Origin of the sequence: Halovibrio salipaludis, from assembly GCF_002286965.1 — a bacterium.
GTDB lineage: Bacteria > Pseudomonadota > Gammaproteobacteria > Pseudomonadales > Oleiphilaceae > Halospina > Halospina salipaludis.
Genome location: NZ_NSKD01000003.1, coordinates 393,605 through 414,745 on the forward strand (window position 1 = coordinate 393,605; position 21,141 = coordinate 414,745).

Consider the following 21,141-nt stretch of genomic DNA (forward strand, 5'->3'; position numbering starts at 1 on the left):
TTATCCCAGAGTCAGAAGTTCGTCGCCAACGGCCACGCTGTCGCCGACCTTGACGGTAACGGAGCCGACCGTGCCGGAACGATCCGCCTTCACCTCGGTCTCCATCTTCATGGCCTCGAGAATGATCAGCACATCGCCTTCATTGACCTGTTGGCCGGGGCTCACATGAACCTTGAAGATGTTGCCGGCCAGCGGCGCGGAAACCGGTTCACCCCCACCCGCGGGCGCTGGCGCCTGGCCTCCTCCGGCCGGAGCCTGGGGCTGGCCACCGCCCTGCGCGGGCTGGATGTTGGTGATGTCGCCACCGTCGGCAACCTCCACCACGTAGGACTGCCCCTCCACCGTGACCGTATAGGTCTCGGGCTCGCCGGGCGCAGCCGGTCTGGTGGCTTCCTCGCCAGTCGGTACCGGTTCAAAGGCGTCCGGGTTACCACGATTCTCCAGGAACTTAAGACCAATCTGCGGGAAAAGCGCATAGGTCAGGACATCATCCACCTCGTTCTCAGCGATGGTGAAGCCCTTGTCCTTCGCTTCCTGGCGGAGCTCGTCGGTGAGACGCTCCATTTCGGGCTCGATCAGGTCGGCCGGACGGCAGGTGATCGGTTCGCCACCTTCCAGCACCTTCTGCTGCAGCTCCTTGTTGCAGTCCGCCGGGGCGGCGCCGTATTCACCCTTGAGCACGGCGGAGGTTTCCTTGGAAATCGACTTGTAGCGCTCGCCGGTCAGCACGTTCAGCACCGCCTGGGTGCCTACGATCTGGGAGGTCGGCGTGACCAGCGGAATATAGCCCAGGTCCTCGCGCACACGCGGGATCTCGGCCAGCAGCTCGTCCATCTTGTCGCTGGCGTTCTGCTCCTTCAGCTGACCTTCCATGTTGGTGAGCATGCCACCCGGCACCTGGGCCACAAGGATGCGGGAATCCACACCCCGCAGCGACCCCTCAAACTTGGCGTACTTCTTGCGGACTTCGCGGAAGTACTTGGCGATTTCCTCGAGTTTCTCGATATCCAGACCGGTATCCCGCCCGGTATCCTGCATGATCGCCACAACCGATTCCGTGGGCGAATGGCCGTAGGTCATGCTCATGGAGGAAATGGCGGTGTCCACCCGGTCAACACCCGCCTCGGCCGCCTTGATGATGCTGGCGGTGGACATGCCGGTGGTGGCATGGGAATGGAACTGGATGGGGATATCGAGTTCCTTCTTGAGGCGACTCACCAGGTCGTAACAGACATAGGGCTTCATGAGCCCGGCCATATCCTTGATCGCAAGGGAATCCGCGCCCATGGACTCGATCTTCTTGGCCAGATCCACCCACATCTCAATGGTGTGGACCGGGCTTACGGTGTAGGAGATGGTGCCCTGGGCGTGCTTACCGGTCTCTTTTGTGGCCTGGATGGCGGTTTCCAGGTTGCGCGGATCGTTCATGGCATCAAAAATCCGGAACACATCCACGCCATTATCGGAAGCCCGCTCCACGAAGCGGCGCACCACATCGTCGGCGTAGTGGCGGTAGCCCAGCAGGTTCTGGCCGCGCAGCAGCATCTGCTGGCGGGTATTGGGCATGGCCTTTTTCAGCTCCCGGATCCGCTCCCAGGGGTCCTCGCCCAGATAGCGGATGCAGGAATCAAAGGTGGCCCCGCCCCAGGACTCGACCGACCAGAAACCGACCTGATCAAGCTTTTCGGCAATCGGCAGCATGTCGTCCAGTCGCATGCGGGTTGCGAACAGGGACTGGTGCGCGTCACGCAGCACCAGATCCGTGATCCCCAGGGGTTGCTTGCTGTCTGTCATCGTTCTGACCTTTTTTATCTCGTGTAGGGTTCCCGGCCGCGCCTCTGGCGCGGCGAGTCATTGCCGGCGACGAGCCCGGTGCCTGGCAACGGCTTCGGAAATAACCGCCTTGAGTTTCGGGTCCTGCATGGCACCCGCCTCACCCTGGGCCCCACCCCGGGGGCGAGGTGGCTCCGGAGGCGCGATACGCCCCGCGATACGGGACATCAGCATGGTGACGCACACCAGAATGACCAGAAAGGAAAACACGAACCCCATGCCGACCAGCATCAGGTCCAGAGCCCCCTGCATCACTTCATCCATGGAAATCACCTTTCAAGCGGGATTTGTTGGTTGCGAAACCGACTCACGGACTTCGCAAAATCTGCCACAATTTACAGTTTCTCGCTCCGGCGGGCAATGAAAAACCCCCTCGCCCAGCCACAGCGCCGCGTTTTATACCCACAAATTCAGATGATTGCAAGCTAAGGATTGATAAAAAGCAAGTCGTTCCAGCCAAGGCGGACCGGAAGGGAAGATGGCAGGCGTATGACAGTCAGGAAATACAAAAGAGCGCTCTCACCGCCCAGCAATACGTTACTGCCCAGTCTGGCTGAACAGGTGCTGATGCTGCATGGCAGAGGTTTGAATTGGTGCGGCTGGGAGGATTCGAACCCCCGACCCCGTGGTTCGTAGCCACGTGCTCTATCCAGCTGAGCTACAGCCGCTTATACAGGCGTGTTTTCTGAGAAAGGCTGATACCGCTCTGGTATCAGCCCTGAATCTGGTGCGGCCGGGAGGATTCGAACCTCCGACCCCGTGGTTCGTAGCCACGTGCTCTATCCAGCTGAGCTACGGCCGCAGATAATGGCGGAGAGGGAGGGATTCGAACCCTCGGTACGCGCAATGCGTACGGCTCCTTAGCAGGGAGCTGGTTTCAGCCACTCACCCACCTCTCCGTTGGAACGCGGCGTATACTACCACATGTGACGCGTTTTCATAGGGTTGACGCGAAAATTCATGGCAGCCGCCGCACAGGACCGGATTCACTCGCGTTCCGGCTCGTCCTCGTCCTGCTCCTGCTGGATGCGCTGATAGATCTCTTCCCGGTGCACGGCCACTTCCTTCGGCGCATTCACGCCAATACGCACCTGGTTTCCCTTGACGCCGAGAACGGTCACAGTCACCTCATCACCGACCATGAGTGTCTCGCCGACGCGACGTGTCAGAATCAGCATTTCCCAAACTCCTTGTTCCGTTTTAACCGCTTTCCGGTTATACGCCCCACAGCCCCTTCCGGCTCAGTCGCGAGACGCTCCCCCGTGTCGTTTTCAGTTCGGCTTCCTAATTATTGGAGCCTACACGCGTTTTCGCCAGTCATGTTTTGTTATGATTATTCAGCTTTCTTCCCGGATTTCAGCCTCTTCAAGACCGAATGCGCTGTGCAGCGTACGCACTGCCAGCTCCAGGTATTTCTCATTGATCACCACCGAAATCTTGATTTCGGAAGTCGAGATCATCTGGATATTGATGCCTTCGGCGGAAAGCGCATCGAACATCCGTGAGGCAACACCCGCATGGGAGCGCATACCCACGCCCACAATGGATACCTTGGCAATGTGCTCGTCGCCCTGTACAGCCTGTACGTCCAGGTCACGCCCGAGGTTCTCCAGAAGTTCCAGAGACTGCCTGTAGTCATTGCGGTGCACGGTGAAGGTGAAGTCGGTGCGGTTATCCGAGCCGACGTTCTGGACGATCATATCCACTTCAATACCCGCGTCACTGACCGGCTTGAGAATCCTCGAGGCGCAACCGGGGACGTCGGCCACGCCCACCACCGTCAGCTTGGCTTCATCGCGGTTGAATGCGATGCCCGAGACCACTGGCTTTTCCATATCGTCCTCATCGTCAAAGGTGATCAGGGTTCCGGGGCCTTCCCTGAAGCTGGAAAGCACCCTCACGGGTACGTTGTACTTGCCGGCGAATTCCACCGATCGGATCTGCAGCACCTTGGAGCCCAGGCTGGCCATCTCGAGCATCTCCTCGAAGGTGATGGTCTCGAGCCGGCGGGCGCCGTCCACGATCCGCGGATCCGTAGTGTAGACGCCGTCCACATCGGTGTAGATATGGCACTCGTCAGCCTTGAGCGCCGCCGCCAGGGCCACGGCCGTGGTGTCCGAACCGCCACGGCCAAGCGTGGTGATGTGGCCTTCCTCGTCCATACCCTGGAAACCGGCCACAACCACCACGCGCCCGGCGTCCAGATCGCCGCGCATGTTGTGCTCGTCGATGTCCTGGATACGGGCTTTGGTGTGGGAACTGTCCGTGGTGATGCGGACCTGGCCGCCGGTATAGGAGCGCGCATCCACGCCCCGCTTGAGCAGCGCCATGCTCAGGAGCGCAATGGTCACCTGCTCGCCGGTGGAAACCAGGACGTCCATCTCACGCGGATCCGGATCGTCCATCACCTGGTTGGCAAGATCGATCAGCCGATTGGTCTCACCACTCATGGCCGAGACCACGACCACCACATCGTCTCCGCTCTCACGGGCCGCCTGGAGCTGATCCGCAACCGCCTCGATCCGGTCAACCGAACCCACGGAGGTGCCGCCGAATTTCTTTACGTACAACGCCATGCGTGCGTATTCCTTGTCCGTACGGATTAAATGAATCCCGGTTCACTGCTAGCGCCGGACGAATTATAGCCCTGTTTGGCCAGCTGTACAGGTAGGGATAGCCCTTAGACCCTCAGCTCCCTGAGTTCTCACGTACCCAACTTTCCACGGCCGCGATCGCATCGGGCAGGCCCTCCGGGTCGCTGCCGCCACCCTGAGCCATGTCCGGGCGGCCACCACCCTTGCCACCGACCCTGGGTGCGATGGCCTGCATCAGGTCACCTGCCTTGAGCTGGCCAGTGAGATCCTTTGTTACACCGGCCACCAGTGTGACCTTGCCTTCGGCGGCGGCGCCCAGCAGGACCACGGCGCTGCCGAGCTTGTTCCGGAGCTGGTCGGCGGTTTCCATCAGGGCCTTGCGGTCGGCGCCCTGCATGTCCGCAGCCACCACCTTGATGCCGTTGACGTCCACGGCACTGTCCGCGAGATCGCTGCCGGCGGCGCTGGCCAGCTTGCCCTTGAGACGCTCCACTTCCTTTTCCAGCTGGCGGTTGTGCTCCACCAAGGATTCCACCCGTTCGACGGCGGACTCCGGCGCTCCCTTGACCAGCGCCGCAATACGCCCGAGACGCGCCTCCTGCTCCCGGTCATGGGCCAGGGCCGCGTCGCCGGTCAGTGCCTCAATGCGGCGCACGCCGGAGGAAATACCTGTCTCCGTGACAATGCGGAAAAGACCGATGTCGCCGGTGCGCTCCACATGGGTGCCGCCACAGAGCTCAATGGAGAAGCCCCCCGTACCCATGGACAGCACCCTGACAGTGTCTCCGTATTTTTCCCCGAACAGCGCCATGGCGCCCATGGTCTTCGCCGTATCCATATCCGTCACGCGGGTTTCCACCGCCGTGTTGGCGCGGACCTGCTCATTGACCATCCGTTCGATGCGCTCCAGCTCCTCGGCGGTGACCGCCTCGAAGTGGGAGAAGTCGAACCGCAACCGCTCGGCGTTCACCAGCGAGCCCTTCTGGGCCACATGCTCACCGAGCACGGTCCGCAGGGCGGCGTGCAGCAGGTGGGTGGCGGAGTGGTTGAGCGCGGTATGGGCCCGGCGCTCACCGTTCACTTCCGCGTGCAGGGTCATGCCCGGTTCAACCGTACCGGCAACGACCCGGCCGATGTGCAGGTGGTGGCCGTCCTCTTTCTGGGTATCCTCGACCTCGAAACGGCCGCCGGACCAGCTCAGCACGCCGGTGTCGCCCACCTGGCCGCCGGACTCGCCGTAGAAGGGCGTGCGATCCAGCACCACCACGGCCCGTTCGCCCACGCCAGCCGCACGGCGCTCACCTTCCACCAGCACGGCCCGGACCTCGCCATCGTCTTCGAAGTTGCCATAACCGGTGAATTCGGTTTCGCCCTCGAGGCTGAGGCCGGCGTTGTAGTCCATGCCGAACTTGCTGGCTGCCCGGGCCCGTTCACGCTGGGCCTCCATGGCCTTTTCGTAGCCCTCCAGATCCAGGGTCAGGCCACGTTCGCGGGCAATGTCGTTGGTGAGGTCCACCGGGAAGCCGTAGGTATCGTAGAGGGTGAAGACGGTTTCCCCAGGAATCTCACTGCCGCTGAGCTGGGCAATGTCATCCTCCAGCAGCCTGAGACCCTTTTCCAGGGTGCGGGCGAACTGCTCCTCCTCCTGTTTGAGGATCTTCTCGATCTGCGGGCGTGCCTTCGTCAGCTCGGGATAAGCCTCGCCCATCAGTGCTTCCAGCGGCTGCACCAGCTTATGGAAGAAGGTGCCAGTGGCGCCCAGCTTGTTACCATGCCGGGCCGCCCGGCGGGTGATCCGGCGCAGAACGAAGCCGCGCCCCTCGTTCGAGGGCATGACGCCATCCGCGATCAGGAAGGAGCAGGAACGGATATGGTCGGCGATCACCCGCACCGAGGCCTGCTCCGGATCCACACCACCCAGCGCTTCTGAGACGGACTTCAGCAGCGACTGGAAAAGGTCGATCTCATAGTTGCTGTGCACGCCCTGCAACACCGCCGCGATGCGCTCCAGCCCCATGCCGGTGTCCACGGACGGACTCGGCAGGTCGTGCATCACGCCGTCGGCCGTGCGGTTGAACTGCATGAAGACGATGTTCCAGATCTCGATGTAGCGGTCGCCGTCCTCGTCCTCGCTGCCGGGCGGGCCACCGGCCACGTCCGGACCATGGTCGTAGAACACCTCGGAGCAGGGACCGCAGGGGCCGGTGTCGCCCATGGACCAGAAATTGTCGGACTTGTAGGGCACCCCGTCCTCATCGCCGATGCGAACGATGCGCTCGGCGGGCACCCCGATCTCCTCGTTCCAGATCCGGTAGGCATCCTCGTCGGTCTGATAGACGGTGACCCAGAGCTTCTCTGCCGTCAGCCCCAGCCACTGCGGATCGGTCAGGAAGGTCCAGGCAAAGTTGATCGCCTTGCGCTTGAAGTAGTCGCCGAAGCTGAAGTTGCCCAGCATCTCGAAGAAGGTGTGGTGGCGCGCCGTGTAGCCCACATTCTCGAGATCGTTGTGCTTGCCGCCGGCACGCACGCAGCGCTGGGATGAAACCGCGCGCGTGTAGCCCCGATCCTCGCGCCCCAGGAAGGCGTCCTTGAACTGGTTCATGCCCGCGTTGGTGAACAGCAGGGTAGGATCGTCCGCCGGCACCAGTGAACTGCTGGGAACAATGGTGTGCCCGTTCTGACGGAAATACTCCAGAAACGCACTGCGCAGCTCGGCTGTTTTCATAGCGGACTCGGACCCGTTCTCTTGGTGGTGAGGATTGCATTGATTCTGAAGGCAACACTCTAACACAGCCGCAAAAAGCCGGGGAACGCGCCATGCGGGGAGCACGTCACGCCTCTGGCAATGGGCCATCTCGCGGCGCCGGCCCTGAGCCGGTACAATAGTGGCCACTTCCCGCAATAACCGTGCGCCTGATGAACAGCGAACCCGCGACCTCCGACACACACACGCCGGCCCCGCTCTGGCGCCGCCTCATTGCCATGCTCTACGACAGCCTGCTGTGCATTGCGCTGGTTTTTGTGGTCACCGCGGTCTACACCGGCCTGCACAAGCTTCTGATCAGCATCGGCCTTTTCAGCGACCGCTACGCCAGCATGACGGAACCCGGGGGCAGCGTTGGCTACGACCCGGTCCTGACCCTGGTGCTGGTTGCGTGCCTGTGGCTGTTCTTCGGGGTCTTCTGGCGCCGCGGTGGCCAGACCCTGGGCATGCAGACCTGGCGAATCCGGATCGAGAACACCGACGGATCCGTGATCAGCTGGACCCAGGCGCTGCTGAGGATCATTGCAGGCGCGCTGAGCTGGGCCACCCTCGGGCTTGGCTGGCTGTGGCAGTGGCTGGATCCACAGCATCGCAGCTGGACGGACCGGCTGTCGGGCAGCCGCACGGTGCAGCTGGCGAAAAGGAAGAAACAGCAGTAACCAGCGTCACCCGGCCCGGCGCAGCAGCACCACCCCGATGGTCCCGGCAATCGCAATGGGCACGATGGTGGCCAGGGCGGGGCTGAAGCCATACACCAGGCTCATGGGCCCCAGCAGGTCCTGGGTGTACTTGAAGCCGAGCCCGGCCAGCAGCCCACAGAAGATCCGGAAGCCCATGGTGACCGAGCGCAGCGGCCCGAACACGAAGGAAATGGCGAGCAGGACCATGGCGGCGGTCCCCAGCGGCTGCAGGGTCTTCTTCCAGAACGCCAGCCAGTAGTCGCTGGCATTCAGCCCCTGGCTCTCCATATAGGTGGCATAGGTATAGAGGCCACTGATCGCGAGCCGGTCCGGCCTCACTGTCAGCACGCTGAGCACATCCGGTGACAGGCCATTCTCCCAGCGGAACGTCTCCTGCTTCTCTGTGCTCACGGACTGCTCCCGGATCCGGGAGTGGCTCACATCGTGCAGCTGCCAGTAATCGCCCTGATACTCCCCGCGTTCGGCATAGAGCGCCTCCTCCAGCCACTCACCCTCGCCGAAACGGAACAGGGAAACACCATGGAGTTCGCCATTGGGCAGCACCGTATTGAAGTGCATGAAGACATCGTCCTCCCGGTGCCAGAACCCATGGGTTGCCGCTGCCTGCCCCCCGTGACGGGCCACCGCCTTGTTGCTCTGGGCGGCCTGCTCGGCAGGAGGCGCCACGAAATCGCCGATCACCAGGCTGACCAGCACCACCACCAGCGCCGGCTTCATGGCGGACCATGCGATACGCCCCAGCGAGACGCCAGCCGCCCGGACCACCACCAGCTCCGAGTTGTTGGCAAGCTGGCCCAGCCCCACCAGGGCCCCCATGAAAGCCGCCAGCGGCAGGAACTCATAGATCCGCCTGGGCAGGGTATAGAGCATGAACAGGAAGGCTTCCCAGGCCTGGTAATCGTTGGTCGTATCCTCGAGTTCCGCGATGTAGGCGAACACGAAATCCAGTGCCTGGACCACCAGCAGCACCAGCAGGATGGAAGCCGCCACCACCCGCATGACGTAGCCATCAATCAGACGCATGACGCACCCCCGCAGCCCTGCGCAGCCGCATCGCCGGCCACCCCAGCATTGCCACACCCAGTACCAGATAGGCGCCGTGCACAGCCCAGAGCCCCGCCCTCGCGGGCACCTGACCCGAGGCAATGGCATCCCGCCCCAGGATCAGCACGCCCAGGTAGCTGATGAACACCAGAATCCCCGGCAGCAGATGGAAGAAACGACCCTGGCGGGGATTCACCCGGCTCAGCGGAATGGCGAGCACCGTGATCACCAGAACCAGCAGCGGCAGGGACAGGCGCCAGTGCACCATGGCCTGATCGGCCCGCGCGTCAGACGCCATAAGCTCGAGCGTGGGCTGGCTTTCACGGGATCCTCCCGAGCTTACGCCGGAAGGTGATTCGATCCTGAGCCCGTAATCCTCAAAGGTCATGGCATCAAATTCCGCTCCGCCAGGCCGCCCCTCAAAACGGACGCCCTCGTGCAGCACCAGGAAACGCTCACCCTCTTCTTCCACGATCTGGGTACCCTCAACCGCCTTCATGAGCGTGAAGCGCCCGTCTTTGCCGCCCTCCGCCATGAACACCCCTTCCAGGGTCTGCTTGTCATCACTCATGGCCCGGGTATAGGTGACGCGGTCGTTCGACCCCATCTCCTGGAAGCGCCCCGGCGCCAGCATCTCGAAGCCAGTGCGCTGGGCCTGTTCCGCGAAGATTCTGTCCACCTGCTGGATTCCCGCCGGAGTCAGCCACAGGCTCATGGCTCCCACCAGGCCGGCCACCAGGAGGCCGGGCCCCAGGGTCAGGAACAGGATCTGGCGCTCGCTCACGCCACAGGCGGTCAGCACCGTCATCTCGCTTTCCTGGTACATGCGGCCGTAGGTCAGCAGGATGCCCAGGAAAAAACTCAGCGGCAGGATAAGCTCAAGGAATTCCGGCAGCCGGTAGCCCATGACGATGAAAATGGCGTTGGCCGCGTACTCGCCTTCCGCAGCCGACGCCAGATACTGCAGGAAGCGGCCGCTCATGAAGATAAGCAGCAGCACCAGCGCAACGGCGGTCATGGTGGTCAGGACCTGGCGGCCCAGGTACCGGAAAATGATGAACACGGGCAGCCCCAGCGTCTCAATCGCCTGACAGGAAGGGCCATTCTAGATAACCTGTGGCAGCAATGACAGCCAACCCCGGAAGACACCATGAGTCACTGGTTCCACATCCTCGCCGGCTCCGGCCGTGACGCCCGCCTGCTGCACGCGGCGAGACTGGCGGAAAAAGCCTGGCAGGATGGCGACCGCGTGGCCCTGTTCTGCGACGACCCGGACACCGCCGAAGCACTGGACGGAATGCTGTGGTCCTTCCGCCCGGAAGCCTTCCTGCCCCATGACCGGCTGCAGAGCAGCGACCAGCGCCCCACGGCACCCATCGCGGTGCTTGAGTGCGAACCCGCGACCAGTGACTGGGACACACTGATCATCGTGGCAACCAGCCTGCCCGCGACGGCGGACGGTTTTGCCCGCCTGGCACTGATCGCCAGCAATGACGACGACAGCCTCCAGCATGCCCGCGCCCAGTACCGGCAGCTGCGCGAACTGGGTATCACCCCGCAGGTCCACGATTTTCGCAAGCCGGACTGACGGTTCGCCGGTGACGGGCCACCATGTATAATCGGCGGTCTGTTAACCTTTAGTGCCTCAACCCAAACCAGCAGACCCGGGCCGAACAAGCATGGACAAGACCTACCAGCCGGAAAAGATCGAGAACCAGTGGTACCGGACCTGGGAAGAGCGTGGCTATTTCGCGCCTTCCGGCCAGGGCGATCCTTTCTGCATCATGATCCCGCCGCCCAACGTAACCGGCAGCCTGCACATGGGCCACGCGTTCCAGCACACGCTCATGGATGCGCTTATCCGCCACCGCCGCATGAAGGGCGACAACACCCTCTGGCAGGTGGGCAGTGACCACGCGGGCATCGCCACCCAGATGGTGGTGGAACGCAACCTGGCCAGTGACGAAGGCCAGACGCGCCATGACCTCGGGCGCGAAGCCTTCATCGACAAGGTCTGGGAATGGAAGCAGCAGTCCGGCGGCACCATCACCAGTCAGATGCGCCGGCTGGGCACCTCCGTGGACTGGGACCATGAACGCTTCACCATGGACGACGGCTTCTACCGCGCCGTCCAGGAAGTCTTTGTACGGCTCTTCGACGAGGGCCTGATCTACCGGGGCAAGCGCCTGGTCAACTGGGATCCGAAACTGCACACCGCCATCTCCGACCTGGAGGTGGAGAACAGCGAGGAACAGGGCCACTTCTGGCACTTCCGCTACCCGATCAACGGCGGCCAGACCACCACCGAGGGCGCGGACTACCTGGTGGTCGGCACCACCCGCCCGGAGACCATGCTGGGCGATACGGCCGTGGCGGTGAACCCGGAAGATGAGCGCTATAAGCACCTGATCGGCGGCACCGTGCGCCTTCCGCTGGTGGAACGCGACATCCCGATCGTGGGTGACGAGCACGCCGACCCGGAAATGGGCAGCGGCTGCGTCAAGATCACCCCTGCCCACGACTTCAACGACTACGCCGTGGGCCAGCGCTGCGGCCTGGCACTGGTCAACATCCTCACGCCGGATGCCAGCATCCGTGAGCAGGCCGAGGTCTTCAACGCCGATGGCACCCCCAACCACGAATTCGATGGCACCATGCCAACCGCCTTCGCCGGGCTGAACCGGTTTGATGCCCGCGAGAAGATCGTCGAGGCCATGAAGGCGGAAGACCGCCTCCACGGCGTGGATGCCCACACCCTCAAGGTCCCGCGCGGCGACCGCTCCGGACTGATCATTGAACCGCTGCTCACGGACCAGTGGTTCGTGGCCACAAAACCCCTCGCCGAGCCGGCCATCAAGGCCGTGGAGAACGGCGACATCGAATTCGTGCCGGAACAGTACGCCAACATGTACTACGCCTGGATGCGTGAGATCCAGGACTGGTGCATCTCCCGGCAGCTGTGGTGGGGCCACCGCATTCCCGCCTGGTACGACAGTGAGGGCAACGTCTACGTCGGCCGCACCGAACAGGAAGTACGCGAGAAATACAGCCTGGCGGAAGACCGGGTTCTGGAACAGGACGAGGACGTACTGGACACCTGGTTCAGCTCCGCGCTCTGGACCTTCGGCACCCTGGGCTGGCCCGAAGATACCGAGCGGCTGCGCACCTTCCATCCCACCCAGGTGCTGGTCACCGGCTTCGACATCATCTTCTTCTGGGTCGCCCGGATGATCATGATGACCCTGCAGTTCATGAAGCACGAGGACGGTACGCCCCAGGTTCCGTTCCAGCAGGTGTATGTGACCGGCCTGATCCGGGACGAGCACGGCAACAAGATGTCCAAGTCCAAGGGAAACGTGCTTGACCCCATGGACATGATCGACGGCATCAGCAGCGAGGACCTGGTGGCCAAGCGCACCGCCAACATGATGCAGCCGCAGCTGGCCGAAAAGATCGCGAAGAATACACGCGAGGAATTCCCGGAAGGCATCCAGGCCCACGGTACCGACGCCCTGCGCTTTACCCTGGCGGCGCTGGCCACCACCGGGCGCGACATCAACTGGGACATGAAGCGCCTCGAGGGCTACCGGAACTTCTGCAACAAGCTCTGGAACGCGGCCCGCTACGTGCTGATGAACACGGAAGGCGAAGACTGCGGCACCTCGGGGGAGCCTCTGGAGCTGTCACTGGCCGATCGCTGGATCCTGAGCCGCCTCCAGACCTGCATCGAAGAAACCAACAGCTTCTTCGACCATTACCGCTTTGATCGTATTGCCCAGAGCATCTACGACTTCCTCTGGAACGAGTACTGCGACTGGTACCTGGAACTCTCCAAACCAGTGCTCTACGACGACAATGAGTCCGCCGAGCACAAGCGTGGCACCCGGCGGACCCTGGTGCAGGTTCTGGAAACGGTACTGCGGCTGGCCCATCCGCTGATGCCCTTCATCACGGAGGAAATCTGGCAGCGCGTGGCCCCGCTGGCCGGCGTGACCGGCGAAACGGTCATGCTCCAGGCCTATCCGGAGCCGGACCGCAACCTGGAAGATGCCGACGCCGAGGCGGATATCGAGTGGCTCAAGGGCGTGATCCTGGCCGTGCGCAATATCCGTGGCGAGATGAACATCTCCCCGGCCCGGGCATTGCCAGTGCTCCTTCGCCACGGCGACGAACAGGACCGTGAGCGCATGGAGGCCAACCGGACCTTCCTGAAATCCCTGGCCAAGCTTGAAAGCATCGACTGGGTCGATGACGGCGAGGCCCCGCTCTCCGCCACACAGCTGGTGGGCGAGCTGGAAGTGCTGGTGCCCATGGCCAACCTCATCGACAAGGATGAAGAGATCGCGCGCCTGAGCCGGGAGCTGGAAAAACTCGACAAGGAGATCCAGCGCCTGGGCGGCAAGCTCGGCAATGCCGGCTTTGTCGAAAAGGCACCGGCAGAGGTGGTGGAGAAGGAAAAGGCCAAGCTGGAGGATGCGGAAAGCCAGCGCCAGCGGCTGAACGAGCAGCTGGAACAGATCCGGGCACTGTAAGACAGCGTATACCGGGAATCAGTCACAACGGAAAACGGACGGACGCATGGGCAACCGCCTCTCCAAGATCTACACCCGCACCGGCGATGACGGCACCACCGGTCTCGCCGATGGCAACCGCATCGCCAAAAACAGTCTGCGGGTCGAAGCCATGGGCACCATGGACGAGCTCAATGCTCAGATGGGCATCCTGATCGAGTCACTCGGCAGCGAGGAAACGGAACTGAAGGAAGTGCTGCAACGGGTTCAGCATCACCTCTTCGATCTGGGCGGCGAGTTTGCCATTCCAGGGAGTCGCGTGGTCGCGGACAGTCACATCGATTGGCTCGAAAGCACCCTCGACCACTGGAACCAGGACCTGCCGCCGCTGAAGAACTTCATCCTGCCCGGTGGGTCCATGCCCGCGGCCCAGTGCCATATGGCACGGGCGGTATGCCGCCGCGCGGAACGGATTACGGTGGCGCTTGGTCATGAGGAGTCCATCAACCCGGACGCCCGCCAGTATCTCAACCGGCTTTCGGACTTCCTGTTCGTCGCCTCCCGGGTTCTGGCCCGCCGCGAGGGCGCGGCGGAAGTGCTCTGGGACCAGCAGATGAGCAAGCCTACACCCTGAAGCGTTCGACCTGTTCGTGCAGTGAGGCGGTCAGGTCCGATAGCTCACGGCTTGCGGAGAGGGTCTCTTCGGCGTTGCCCGCCGTTTCGCGACCCACCTCGGAAATCGTCTCGACATTACTGTTGATGTTGTTGGCGACCGCGGACTGCTCCTCCGCCGCCTGGGCGATCTGCTGACTCATATCCACGATCCGGGAAATGGCGCTGACGATGTTCTCCAGTGCCTCGGTCACCTCACTGGACTTGGTCACCGTCTCGTTGGTCACCTCATGGCTGTTGTTCATGGCACTCACGGCGTCCTTTACGCCGGACTGCAGCCGCCCGACCATCTCCTCGATCTCTTCCGTGGACTTGTGCGTGCGCTGTGACAGCGAACGCACCTCATCCGCCACGACCGCAAAGCCGCGCCCCTGCTCCCCGGCCCGCGCCGCCTCAATGGCCGCGTTCAGGGCCAACAGGTTGGTCTGCTCGGCGATCGCCTTGATCTCGTCCAGCACCTGACTGATGCTGTCGCTGTCGTTGCTGACCCGGTTGATGACGTCCGCCGAGCCCTTGATCTCATCCGCCAGCCGGTTGATCGTCTGCACGGTATCACCTACCACGGCACGCCCCTGATCCGCCTCGGAATCGGCCTCGTTGGCATAATCCGAAGCCTGCTGGGAGCTCTGGGCCACCTCCTGGACCGTATCCACCATCTGCTTCATGGCATCATTGATCTGGTCCGTCTCCTGCATCTGGCGGGAGACGGCATCCGAATTGGAGGTGGCTGTCTCGTTTACGCGCCGTGCCTGCTGATCCACCCGGTTGACCGTCTCACGCACGGATTCCACCAGCTCGCGGATGCTCTCGGTCATGCCGTTGAACTCGGTGCTGAGTTCGCCCAGCTCGTCCCGGCTGTTGAGTTCAAGCTGCACCCGCATGTCGCCATCCGCCACACGGCGGGCTGAATCCGCAAACTTGCGGATGGAGGAGCGCACTGAGTAGTAGAAACCGGTATACAGCCAGACAATGATCAGAAGAACGACCGCAAGGGAGGCAAAGATGATGGTCCGCTGCTGGCGTTCACTGGCAAGACGCGCCTGCAGCTGGCCCCGGATGGCGCCGAGTATGTCATTGCCCACGGAATAGAGCTGGCCAATGGGCTCGGAGACCCGGGTATCATACTCATCCGCCGGAAACTCAAGCCTGAAGGGAGTGATCACCTCCTCTTCCATAAGGTCACGGATCTCGATGGGCGCCTTGCTGAGCCGCTCCGCGTCCTGTGTGAAACGCTGGCCGATGACAGGTGCCGCATCGAAACCAAGGTCGAAGGCCGTCTGCAGCTGGTTGCTGACATTGGTGAGGCTGTCATAGATGCCGTTCATCCGCTCACTGAGCGGCCCCGAGAGCCGTCCCTCATTGAGGCCATGAAGGCCGAAGGCACGGGCCTGGCCCATCTCATTGGCGACCGGTGTCATGCCATTGATGACCAGCTCCAGCAGCATCTGCACACTGTTGGACGGATCCTGCCCCAGCCCGCTGACCTGGAGCACCGTGTTGCGCAGCGCCAGTGTCTTCTGGAAGAAACGGTCGTAGAGATTGAACTGACGGTCGGGGGTCTGCAGGTACTGATCCTCCTCCAGCATACGGGTCCAGGCCGAGGTCACCTCATCCAGCTGCGTCTTCAGGGTATCCCCGTTATCCAGGGTATCCGCATAGTCGCTCAGTACCTGCAGCTTCTCGGTAACGGCCGCCCTGGCCTGCTGCGACTTGTCCCGGAGTCCGCCTTCGAGCTCCCGCACCCGCACCACCGTGTGGTAATCGCGGAAGCGCTGGGCACTGCGCACCAGGTCATTGGCCTCGGCAACCGCCTCTGTACCATCGATCGCCTTGTTCAGGTCATCAATGGAGGCATTCAGCTGGCTCACCAGGAGATACCCCAGTCCCGCTATGGGGATCAGGAACAGAACACTGATCAGGCTGAACTTGTAGACAAACTTCAGCCTGTTCATCAGCAGAATGGCAGGGGTCAGCAGTTTCTTCACGGTACGCCCTCCGAGCGTTCAAACACACCAGTCGTACTGGCAGGCCGGCCCTGAATCCTGCCGGCGCTATCGCCTGTGTGCCGCACTCCGATGCGGCGTTATTCGATTCACAGTAGCCTCTGAATCATTCCGTGCCCGGAAGTCTAGGTCAGATATGCACCGGGACAAGCCTGATCCGTCAGTTCCATGGGCTGTTTAACGACTTTTTCCCGCGGATCTTGAGCCTTCAGGGCATAATTCCCATGAGTGCGAGAATCGCCAGCACTGCCAGCCAGACAAGCAGGCTGCGGTTGAGCAGATGGCGCACGGCCAGAAGGCTCCTGTGGCCGTAATCCGGCCAGCCATCCGGGTCGTGGGCCTGGAAGCGGGCTGGATCCAGGGCGTAGCTGGAAAGGGCGCTGCCGGCGGCGGTCAGCAGTACCTCGCCACAGCTGTCCGTGCGCCGGGGATGGCGGTTGCGGGGTTCGCCCGACCAGCCGGAGAAATCCCCGGCCAGGGCAAAGCTGAATGACAGCAGCCAGCGTGGCGGTATGGCGAGCCAGTGGACCCAGCGCCCGAACAGGGTGCGGACCCCTGTGGAGGGGTAGTGGTCGCGCAGCATCAGGGCCACCAGGATCAGCACCACCCCGGCGGGGCCCAGGAGGGCATACCAGAACAGCGGCAGGAAGTAGCGCTCAAAGGTGGTCTGGATCAGAGCCCCGCAGAGGCTCAGGTGAAGCTGTTCCGGCGCCAGTGCCGCGCCCCTCTGTTCCGCCGGCAGCAGCGGCGAGACATGATGCCAGGCCGCCTGCATGTCCCCGGAGCGCCAGGCCGCACTGTAGGCCCTCAGCGGTGCCCGCCAGCCCGGCATGCCGGTACCGGCGACCAGCAGTGCGAGCGCCAGCAGGCTGGCCCAGAGCCCGCCGGCGATGCCACTTGTTCCCCAGGACAGCAGACCGGTGAGGACAACCAGCAACCCGTAGAGAGGCAGCAGCCAGCGCAGCGTGGCACGGCCTCCGTCCTTCTCCGGGGGCGCGTGCTCCAGGAGCCGCCGCTGCCACTGCTCTGGATCCAGCCAGCCGCGTGCATCCAGCTGCCGGCGCAGCATCCAGGCCAGAAGAATCACCAGAAGACGCATCAGCCCCGCTCCTCTGCCGCATGCTCAACACCCTGCCGGAGCCGCTGCCAGTCAAAGGCGGGCCCCGGATCCGTCTTGCGTTCCGGCGCGATGTCGCAATGCCCCACGACCCGATCCGGTGTAATGCCCGGGAAGCTCTGCATGATGCCACGGGTCAGCGGAATCAGGCAGTCGTACTGGGCCTCTGTGTAGGGCGTATCGTCGGTGCCCTCCAACTCAATGCCGATGCCGAAATCATTGCATTCCGCCCGGCCATCGAAACAGGAACGCCCGGCGTGCCAGGCCCGATCCAGCAGGGAAACGAACTGCACCAGCTGCCCGTCACGCCGGATCAGAAGGTGTGCCGAAACGCGCAGATTGCGCAGCCGCTCAAACCAGGGGTGTTCACTGCAGTCCAGGGTGTTGCAGAAAAGGCGCTCGATGGCATCGCCTCCGAACTCGCCGGGAGGGAGGCTGATGCCGTGAACCACCAGCAGCGAGACGGCAGTGCCGTCAGGCCGGGCATCATGGTTGCCCGAGGGCATGGGTCGCGCCGCCGGGAGCCATCCGTCCGGGTCAGGCGTCAGGAATTCAACAGGATCACTGGCCAATGCGCTTCCCTCACTCGCGGGTTCAGGCGGCAGTGAAGCACAGTGGCCATATTTTGCAAGAGGGAACCGCCGGACTCAGGCGGTCTGCCCCTGGCGCAGGCTGTCGATGACCGACTCCAGGGCGCGGTCAAAGATCAGGCCATCGTCCAGCATCTCGAGGGTGCCATCAGCCAGGGCCCGATTGACCTCCGGCATCATGTACTCGACCACCCGGGCACCGTTGCGGTTAACAAAGACGTACTTGCCCGTGGCACGGATGACCGCGGCCAGCTTGCAGCGGACAGGACTGCCCTCGTGGGGCTGCCACGTGAGCCATGCGCCCACACTCAGGTCCGGAGGCGTCACCGCCTCAGGCTCTTCCTCGGGCTGCTCGGGCATGGCCTCGGGGAGCGCTTCAACCTCTTGCACCGCAGCGCCCCCGTCATTGGAGCATTCAGCCAACCCCGGAGGTGCCTCGCTGGTGATATCCAGCTCGCTGCCACCGGCAGTCTCTTCCGGCGCTTCCTCCTTCGGTGCTGTCTTCAGCCGCTGGAGCACGTCGACATGCACCAGCTCAAGCTGATGCAGGCTGCGATCCGTTTCAAAGGGATCCCAGCCGATCTGTTCCAGGCTCTCGCGCACGCTCCGCACAATACCGGGGATCTCACGCAACAGCAGGGAGCGGGTGGACGCCAGGAAGGGATCCGGATCCAGGCTCCACAGCAGCCTGTGGGTCAGGTCGCACTGCGCCTTCCAGCCTTCCCCCTCGTCGCCCTCACGCAGGTAGTGCCACTTGAGCACACGGAACCAGGCACTCTCCAGAAAGCCGGTCAGACTTTCCGGAACCGTGTACCGGGCCTGCGCCTGACCCAGGAACCGCTCTACCTCGACCCTTGCCTGCTCATCCCGGGCGCGCCCTTCCTCGGCATCGCGCAGGCGCTGCTCCACAAGCTCACGCCGGCGCCGGTCCTTTTCCATGAAGGCCGTGAAGTCATCCAGAACGGATTCAAAAACGCTTACATCATCGCTGTACTCGTTCAGGATCCGGCTGACCGCGGATTCCATCTTTTCATAGAGCGGATCACGACTGCTGTCGTTGCCCTCGTTCCACACCAGCGCTGCTGAGGACAGTTCATTGAGCAGCTTGCGGGCGGGATGACCGCCACGCTCGAAGAAGGCCGGATCCACCAGGGCCACCTTGACCATGGGAATCTGCAGCCGGCCAATCAGTGCCTGCATCGTCTCCGGAAGGCGGCGGTCCTCCAGGATGAAATCGAACAGCATGGAAACCAGGTTGATCACGTCCGAATCCACCTGGCGCACATTGCGGTCATTGCTGTTAACCAGTCCCTGAACAACAGGAACCATACCACCCGCCTGGGCAGCCTCAGCGGAGAGCTGGACACCGGAGAGCATCTGCACCAGCTCGGAGGTCTGCACCGGTGCGGCACCCTGACCCGCGCCAATGACCGGGAAGCCCTGACCGGCCCCCATGGGCCCGGACGATACGGAGCCACCCTGGCCCCCTCCCGAGTGCATCATCTCAATCAGGCTACGGATATCGGTGCCACTGGACTGACCGGCCTCGCCACCGGAAACCTGACCGCCACTGGCCTGGCCCGACGTGCCGGCGGGCGCGCCCTCGCTGCTGTCGCGGCGCTGATGCTGGGTTGCCGGGTTCTTCAGGTTGGGCAGCACACCTTCATCACTGAGGTGCTGGTTCGCCTCGGCGTACAGGTTGTCCAGCTGGTTGATCAGCAGCTTGTCGAACAGCTTGTAGATCACCAGCCGGGAGCGTATATCGATGGACAGCGAGGAGCAGGCCTCGGCAAGACCGTGACAGATGACTTCCGGCCCGAGCGGATTACGCGAGGACGCCAGATCCGGATTCCGCAGCAGTTCCGCCACCCGCTGGCGCAGCAGCTCCACCTGGTCGGTGTAGCGGTTGCGGATGCGCTGGATCATGTTGTCCACCGCCACCTGCTCTTCCAGATCGTCATCCTCAACCAGCGACAGCGACTCCAGGTCGGATTCGCCCTCGCTGTGCCGGCCCGGCGCGGGCTCGAAGTGACCACCTTCATTGAAGGCACGGCTCAGCCACTGCTGGAAGGCCAGGGTCATGGACTTGCGCTGCATGCGCAGTTCACGCATGGCATCAAAGTAGGTGGTCTGCTCGGCATTGGAGCGTGAGCGCTCGGACAGATCGAACAGTGCGTCATCGGCGCTGTCGAAGAAAGCGTCAAGCAGCGTGCGGAAACGGACCGCCGCCCTGTCGCGCAGGCTGATCAGCGGAGCTGGCAGCTGGCGCCCTTCCCCGGACTGCCCCAGGGTGACTACGTTTTCTCCACGACTCATCTGTCTGGCTCCCGAACTTCAGCGAAACGCCGGTTGGATTTTCAACGGTTCCACTATAGAGTCGGAGCGCGTCAATCTGTGTCAGAATTTGTCACCTTTTGTGACCACCGCCAGCAAGGGCCAGACCATGATGAACCCGATCCCCGCTGCCACACTGCGTCAGGCCGTGACACGCGATGTCGCCGCCAGTATTGCCGAGGATGAAGGCTCCGGTGACCGCACCGCAGCCCTTATTGATCCGGCGCGCGTGGTCGAGGCCGGGGTCATTGTACGTCATGAGGCGGTGGTCGCCGGCCGCCCCTGGGTGGATGAGTGCTTCCGACAGGTGGACCCGCGCCTGAGCGTGGTCTGGCACTGCCGTGAGGGGGAGCGGGTTGCGGCGGATTCGCACCTGCTCACCGTCACCGGCCCTGCCCAATCCCTGCTCACCGCCGAACGCATCGCGCTCAACTGGCTCCAGACGCTCTCCGGTGTGGCAACGCGCTGTCGCGCCTATGCAGACCGTGTCGCGCATACCGGGGCCCGGCTCCTGGACACGCGCAAGACCCTGCCGGGACTGCGCATCGCCCAGAAATACGCGGTCGGATGTGGTGGCTGTGCCAACCACCGCATCGGCCTGTACGACGGCATCCTCATCAAGGAGAACCACATCGCCAGCTGCGGCTCCATAACCGCCGCCGTTGAGCGTGCCCGGCAGACATCACCGGATGTGCCCCTGGAGGTGGAAACGGAAACCGAAGCGGAAGTGGCGGAGGCCATCGCTGCCGGCGCCAAACGCATCATGCTGGATGAGTTCCCGCTGGAGAGCATGGCGCGGATGGTGGAACGCTACCGGGGGCAGGCCCGCTTTGAGGCTTCCGGCGGCATCACGGAGGCGAACCTGGCAGCCATTGCGGAAACCGGCGTCGATTTCATCTCCCTGGGCGTACTGACCAAGGATGTCACGGCCGTGGACCTTTCGCTGCGCATACGGGATGAGGCCTGAACGGCACAACG

General features: G+C 63.1%; 16 protein-coding genes and 3 tRNA genes. 5 read left to right on the plus strand and 14 right to left on the minus strand.

All coding sequences use genetic code 11. The features are described from left to right. The 8 genes from oadA to alaS form a co-directional block, all read right to left on the minus strand. Positions 1-1,794, minus strand: coding sequence for a sodium-extruding oxaloacetate decarboxylase subunit alpha (oadA, locus tag CK501_RS09570; protein WP_095617490.1), 1,794 nt, complete (start codon positions 1,792-1,794; stop codon positions 1-3). 57 nt (positions 1,795-1,851) lie between these two features. Continuing rightward, positions 1,852-2,097 (minus strand): OadG family protein, encoded by a 246-nt coding sequence (locus tag CK501_RS09575; protein ID WP_095617491.1) that lies wholly within the window; start codon positions 2,095-2,097, stop codon positions 1,852-1,854. 327 nt (positions 2,098-2,424) lie between these two features. Further along, positions 2,425-2,501, minus strand: a tRNA-Arg gene (locus tag CK501_RS09580). 57 nt (positions 2,502-2,558) lie between these two features. Then, positions 2,559-2,635, minus strand: a tRNA-Arg gene (locus CK501_RS09585). 6 nt (positions 2,636-2,641) lie between these two features. Further along, a tRNA-Ser gene (locus CK501_RS09590) sits at positions 2,642-2,732 on the minus strand. Positions 2,733-2,819: 87 nt separating this feature from the next. After that, positions 2,820-3,011, minus strand: coding sequence for a carbon storage regulator CsrA (gene csrA, locus CK501_RS09595; protein WP_077530810.1), 192 nt, complete (start codon positions 3,009-3,011; stop codon positions 2,820-2,822). A 159-nt stretch (positions 3,012-3,170) separates the two neighbouring features. Then, positions 3,171-4,409 carry an aspartate kinase gene (locus tag CK501_RS09600; protein ID WP_095617492.1) on the minus strand — a complete coding sequence of 413 codons (1,239 nt, stop codon included), beginning with the start codon at positions 4,407-4,409 and terminating at the stop codon, positions 3,171-3,173. A gap of 112 nt (positions 4,410-4,521) precedes the next feature. Next, positions 4,522-7,152, minus strand: a complete 2,631-nt coding sequence (alaS, locus tag CK501_RS09605) for an alanine--tRNA ligase (protein ID WP_095617493.1) — start codon at positions 7,150-7,152, stop codon at positions 4,522-4,524. Between the two features lie 191 nt (positions 7,153-7,343). Here alaS and CK501_RS09610 point away from each other — a divergent pair, with 191 nt between their 5' ends. Then, the gene (locus tag CK501_RS09610) at positions 7,344-7,850 is read left to right on the plus strand and encodes an RDD family protein (protein ID WP_095617623.1); all 507 of its coding nucleotides are present in this window, start codon (positions 7,344-7,346) and stop codon (positions 7,848-7,850) included. Positions 7,851-7,856: 6 nt separating this feature from the next. On the opposite strand, the gene lptG is transcribed toward CK501_RS09610, so the two are convergent. Next, complete coding sequence (gene lptG / locus CK501_RS09615; RefSeq protein ID WP_095617494.1) at positions 7,857-8,915, minus strand: LPS export ABC transporter permease LptG; 1,059 nt, start codon at positions 8,913-8,915, stop codon at positions 7,857-7,859. After that, positions 8,902-9,999, minus strand: coding sequence for an LPS export ABC transporter permease LptF (lptF, locus tag CK501_RS09620; RefSeq protein WP_095617495.1), 1,098 nt, complete (start codon positions 9,997-9,999; stop codon positions 8,902-8,904). The genes lptG and lptF overlap by 14 nt, the downstream gene beginning before the upstream one ends. Before the next feature lie 87 nt (positions 10,000-10,086). Between lptF and CK501_RS09625 the strand changes: the two genes are divergently transcribed. From CK501_RS09625 to CK501_RS09635, 3 genes are all read left to right on the plus strand, one after another. After that, a complete protein-coding gene (locus CK501_RS09625) occupies positions 10,087-10,524 on the plus strand; it encodes a DNA polymerase III subunit chi (protein ID WP_095617496.1) in 438 nt (145 codons plus the stop codon). A 91-nt stretch (positions 10,525-10,615) separates the two neighbouring features. After that, positions 10,616-13,468: a valine--tRNA ligase gene (locus CK501_RS09630; RefSeq protein WP_095617497.1), complete on the plus strand. Its 2,853-nt coding sequence runs from the start codon at positions 10,616-10,618 to the stop codon at positions 13,466-13,468. Between the two features lie 46 nt (positions 13,469-13,514). Continuing rightward, positions 13,515-14,081 (plus strand): cob(I)yrinic acid a,c-diamide adenosyltransferase, encoded by a 567-nt coding sequence (locus CK501_RS09635; protein ID WP_095617498.1) that lies wholly within the window; start codon positions 13,515-13,517, stop codon positions 14,079-14,081. On the opposite strand, the gene CK501_RS09640 is transcribed toward CK501_RS09635, so the two are convergent. The 4 genes from CK501_RS09640 to CK501_RS09655 all read right to left on the minus strand — a co-directional run bounded on the left by CK501_RS09640 (position 14,071) and on the right by CK501_RS09655 (position 20,145). Continuing rightward, positions 14,071-16,104: a methyl-accepting chemotaxis protein gene (locus CK501_RS09640; RefSeq protein WP_095617499.1), complete on the minus strand. Its 2,034-nt coding sequence runs from the start codon at positions 16,102-16,104 to the stop codon at positions 14,071-14,073. The genes CK501_RS09635 and CK501_RS09640 overlap by 11 nt on opposite strands. A 226-nt stretch (positions 16,105-16,330) precedes the next feature. Further along, positions 16,331-17,221 (minus strand): histidine kinase, encoded by an 891-nt coding sequence (locus CK501_RS09645; protein ID WP_095617500.1) that lies wholly within the window; start codon positions 17,219-17,221, stop codon positions 16,331-16,333. After that, complete coding sequence (gene ampD, locus CK501_RS09650) at positions 17,221-17,811, minus strand: 1,6-anhydro-N-acetylmuramyl-L-alanine amidase AmpD (protein ID WP_269844189.1); 591 nt, start codon at positions 17,809-17,811, stop codon at positions 17,221-17,223. Before ampD ends, CK501_RS09645 begins: the two co-directional genes overlap by 1 nt. A gap of 75 nt (positions 17,812-17,886) precedes the next feature. Continuing rightward, complete coding sequence (locus CK501_RS09655) at positions 17,887-20,145, minus strand: DUF1631 domain-containing protein (RefSeq protein WP_095617502.1); 2,259 nt, start codon at positions 20,143-20,145, stop codon at positions 17,887-17,889. A 127-nt stretch (positions 20,146-20,272) separates the two neighbouring features. On the opposite strand from CK501_RS09655, the gene nadC reads away from it, so the two are divergent. Then, positions 20,273-21,130 (plus strand): carboxylating nicotinate-nucleotide diphosphorylase, encoded by an 858-nt coding sequence (gene nadC / locus CK501_RS09660; RefSeq protein ID WP_332888974.1) that lies wholly within the window; start codon positions 20,273-20,275, stop codon positions 21,128-21,130. Positions 21,131-21,141 lie beyond the last annotated feature (11 nt).

What these genes read in the sequence shown, in the direction of transcription:
- oadA (WP_095617490.1), bottom strand. Translation starts at nt 1,794, where the DNA reads ATGACAGACAGCAAGCAACCCCTGGGGATCACGGATCTGGTGCTGCGT.
- CK501_RS09575 (WP_095617491.1), bottom strand. Translation starts at nt 2,097, where the DNA reads ATGGATGAAGTGATGCAGGGGGCTCTGGACCTGATGCTGGTCGGCATG.
- csrA (WP_077530810.1), bottom strand. Translation starts at nt 3,011, where the DNA reads ATGCTGATTCTGACACGTCGCGTCGGCGAGACACTCATGGTCGGTGAT.
- CK501_RS09600 (WP_095617492.1), bottom strand. Translation starts at nt 4,409, where the DNA reads ATGGCGTTGTACGTAAAGAAATTCGGCGGCACCTCCGTGGGTTCGGTT.
- alaS (WP_095617493.1), bottom strand. Translation starts at nt 7,152, where the DNA reads ATGAAAACAGCCGAGCTGCGCAGTGCGTTTCTGGAGTATTTCCGTCAG.
- CK501_RS09610 (WP_095617623.1), top strand. Translation starts at nt 7,344, where the DNA reads ATGAACAGCGAACCCGCGACCTCCGACACACACACGCCGGCCCCGCTC.
- lptG (WP_095617494.1), bottom strand. Translation starts at nt 8,915, where the DNA reads ATGCGTCTGATTGATGGCTACGTCATGCGGGTGGTGGCGGCTTCCATC.
- CK501_RS09625 (WP_095617496.1), top strand. Translation starts at nt 10,087, where the DNA reads ATGAGTCACTGGTTCCACATCCTCGCCGGCTCCGGCCGTGACGCCCGC.
- CK501_RS09630 (WP_095617497.1), top strand. Translation starts at nt 10,616, where the DNA reads ATGGACAAGACCTACCAGCCGGAAAAGATCGAGAACCAGTGGTACCGG.
- CK501_RS09635 (WP_095617498.1), top strand. Translation starts at nt 13,515, where the DNA reads ATGGGCAACCGCCTCTCCAAGATCTACACCCGCACCGGCGATGACGGC.
- CK501_RS09645 (WP_095617500.1), bottom strand. Translation starts at nt 17,221, where the DNA reads ATGCGTCTTCTGGTGATTCTTCTGGCCTGGATGCTGCGCCGGCAGCTG.
- CK501_RS09655 (WP_095617502.1), bottom strand. Translation starts at nt 20,145, where the DNA reads ATGAGTCGTGGAGAAAACGTAGTCACCCTGGGGCAGTCCGGGGAAGGG.
- nadC (WP_332888974.1), top strand. Translation starts at nt 20,273, where the DNA reads ATGATGAACCCGATCCCCGCTGCCACACTGCGTCAGGCCGTGACACGC.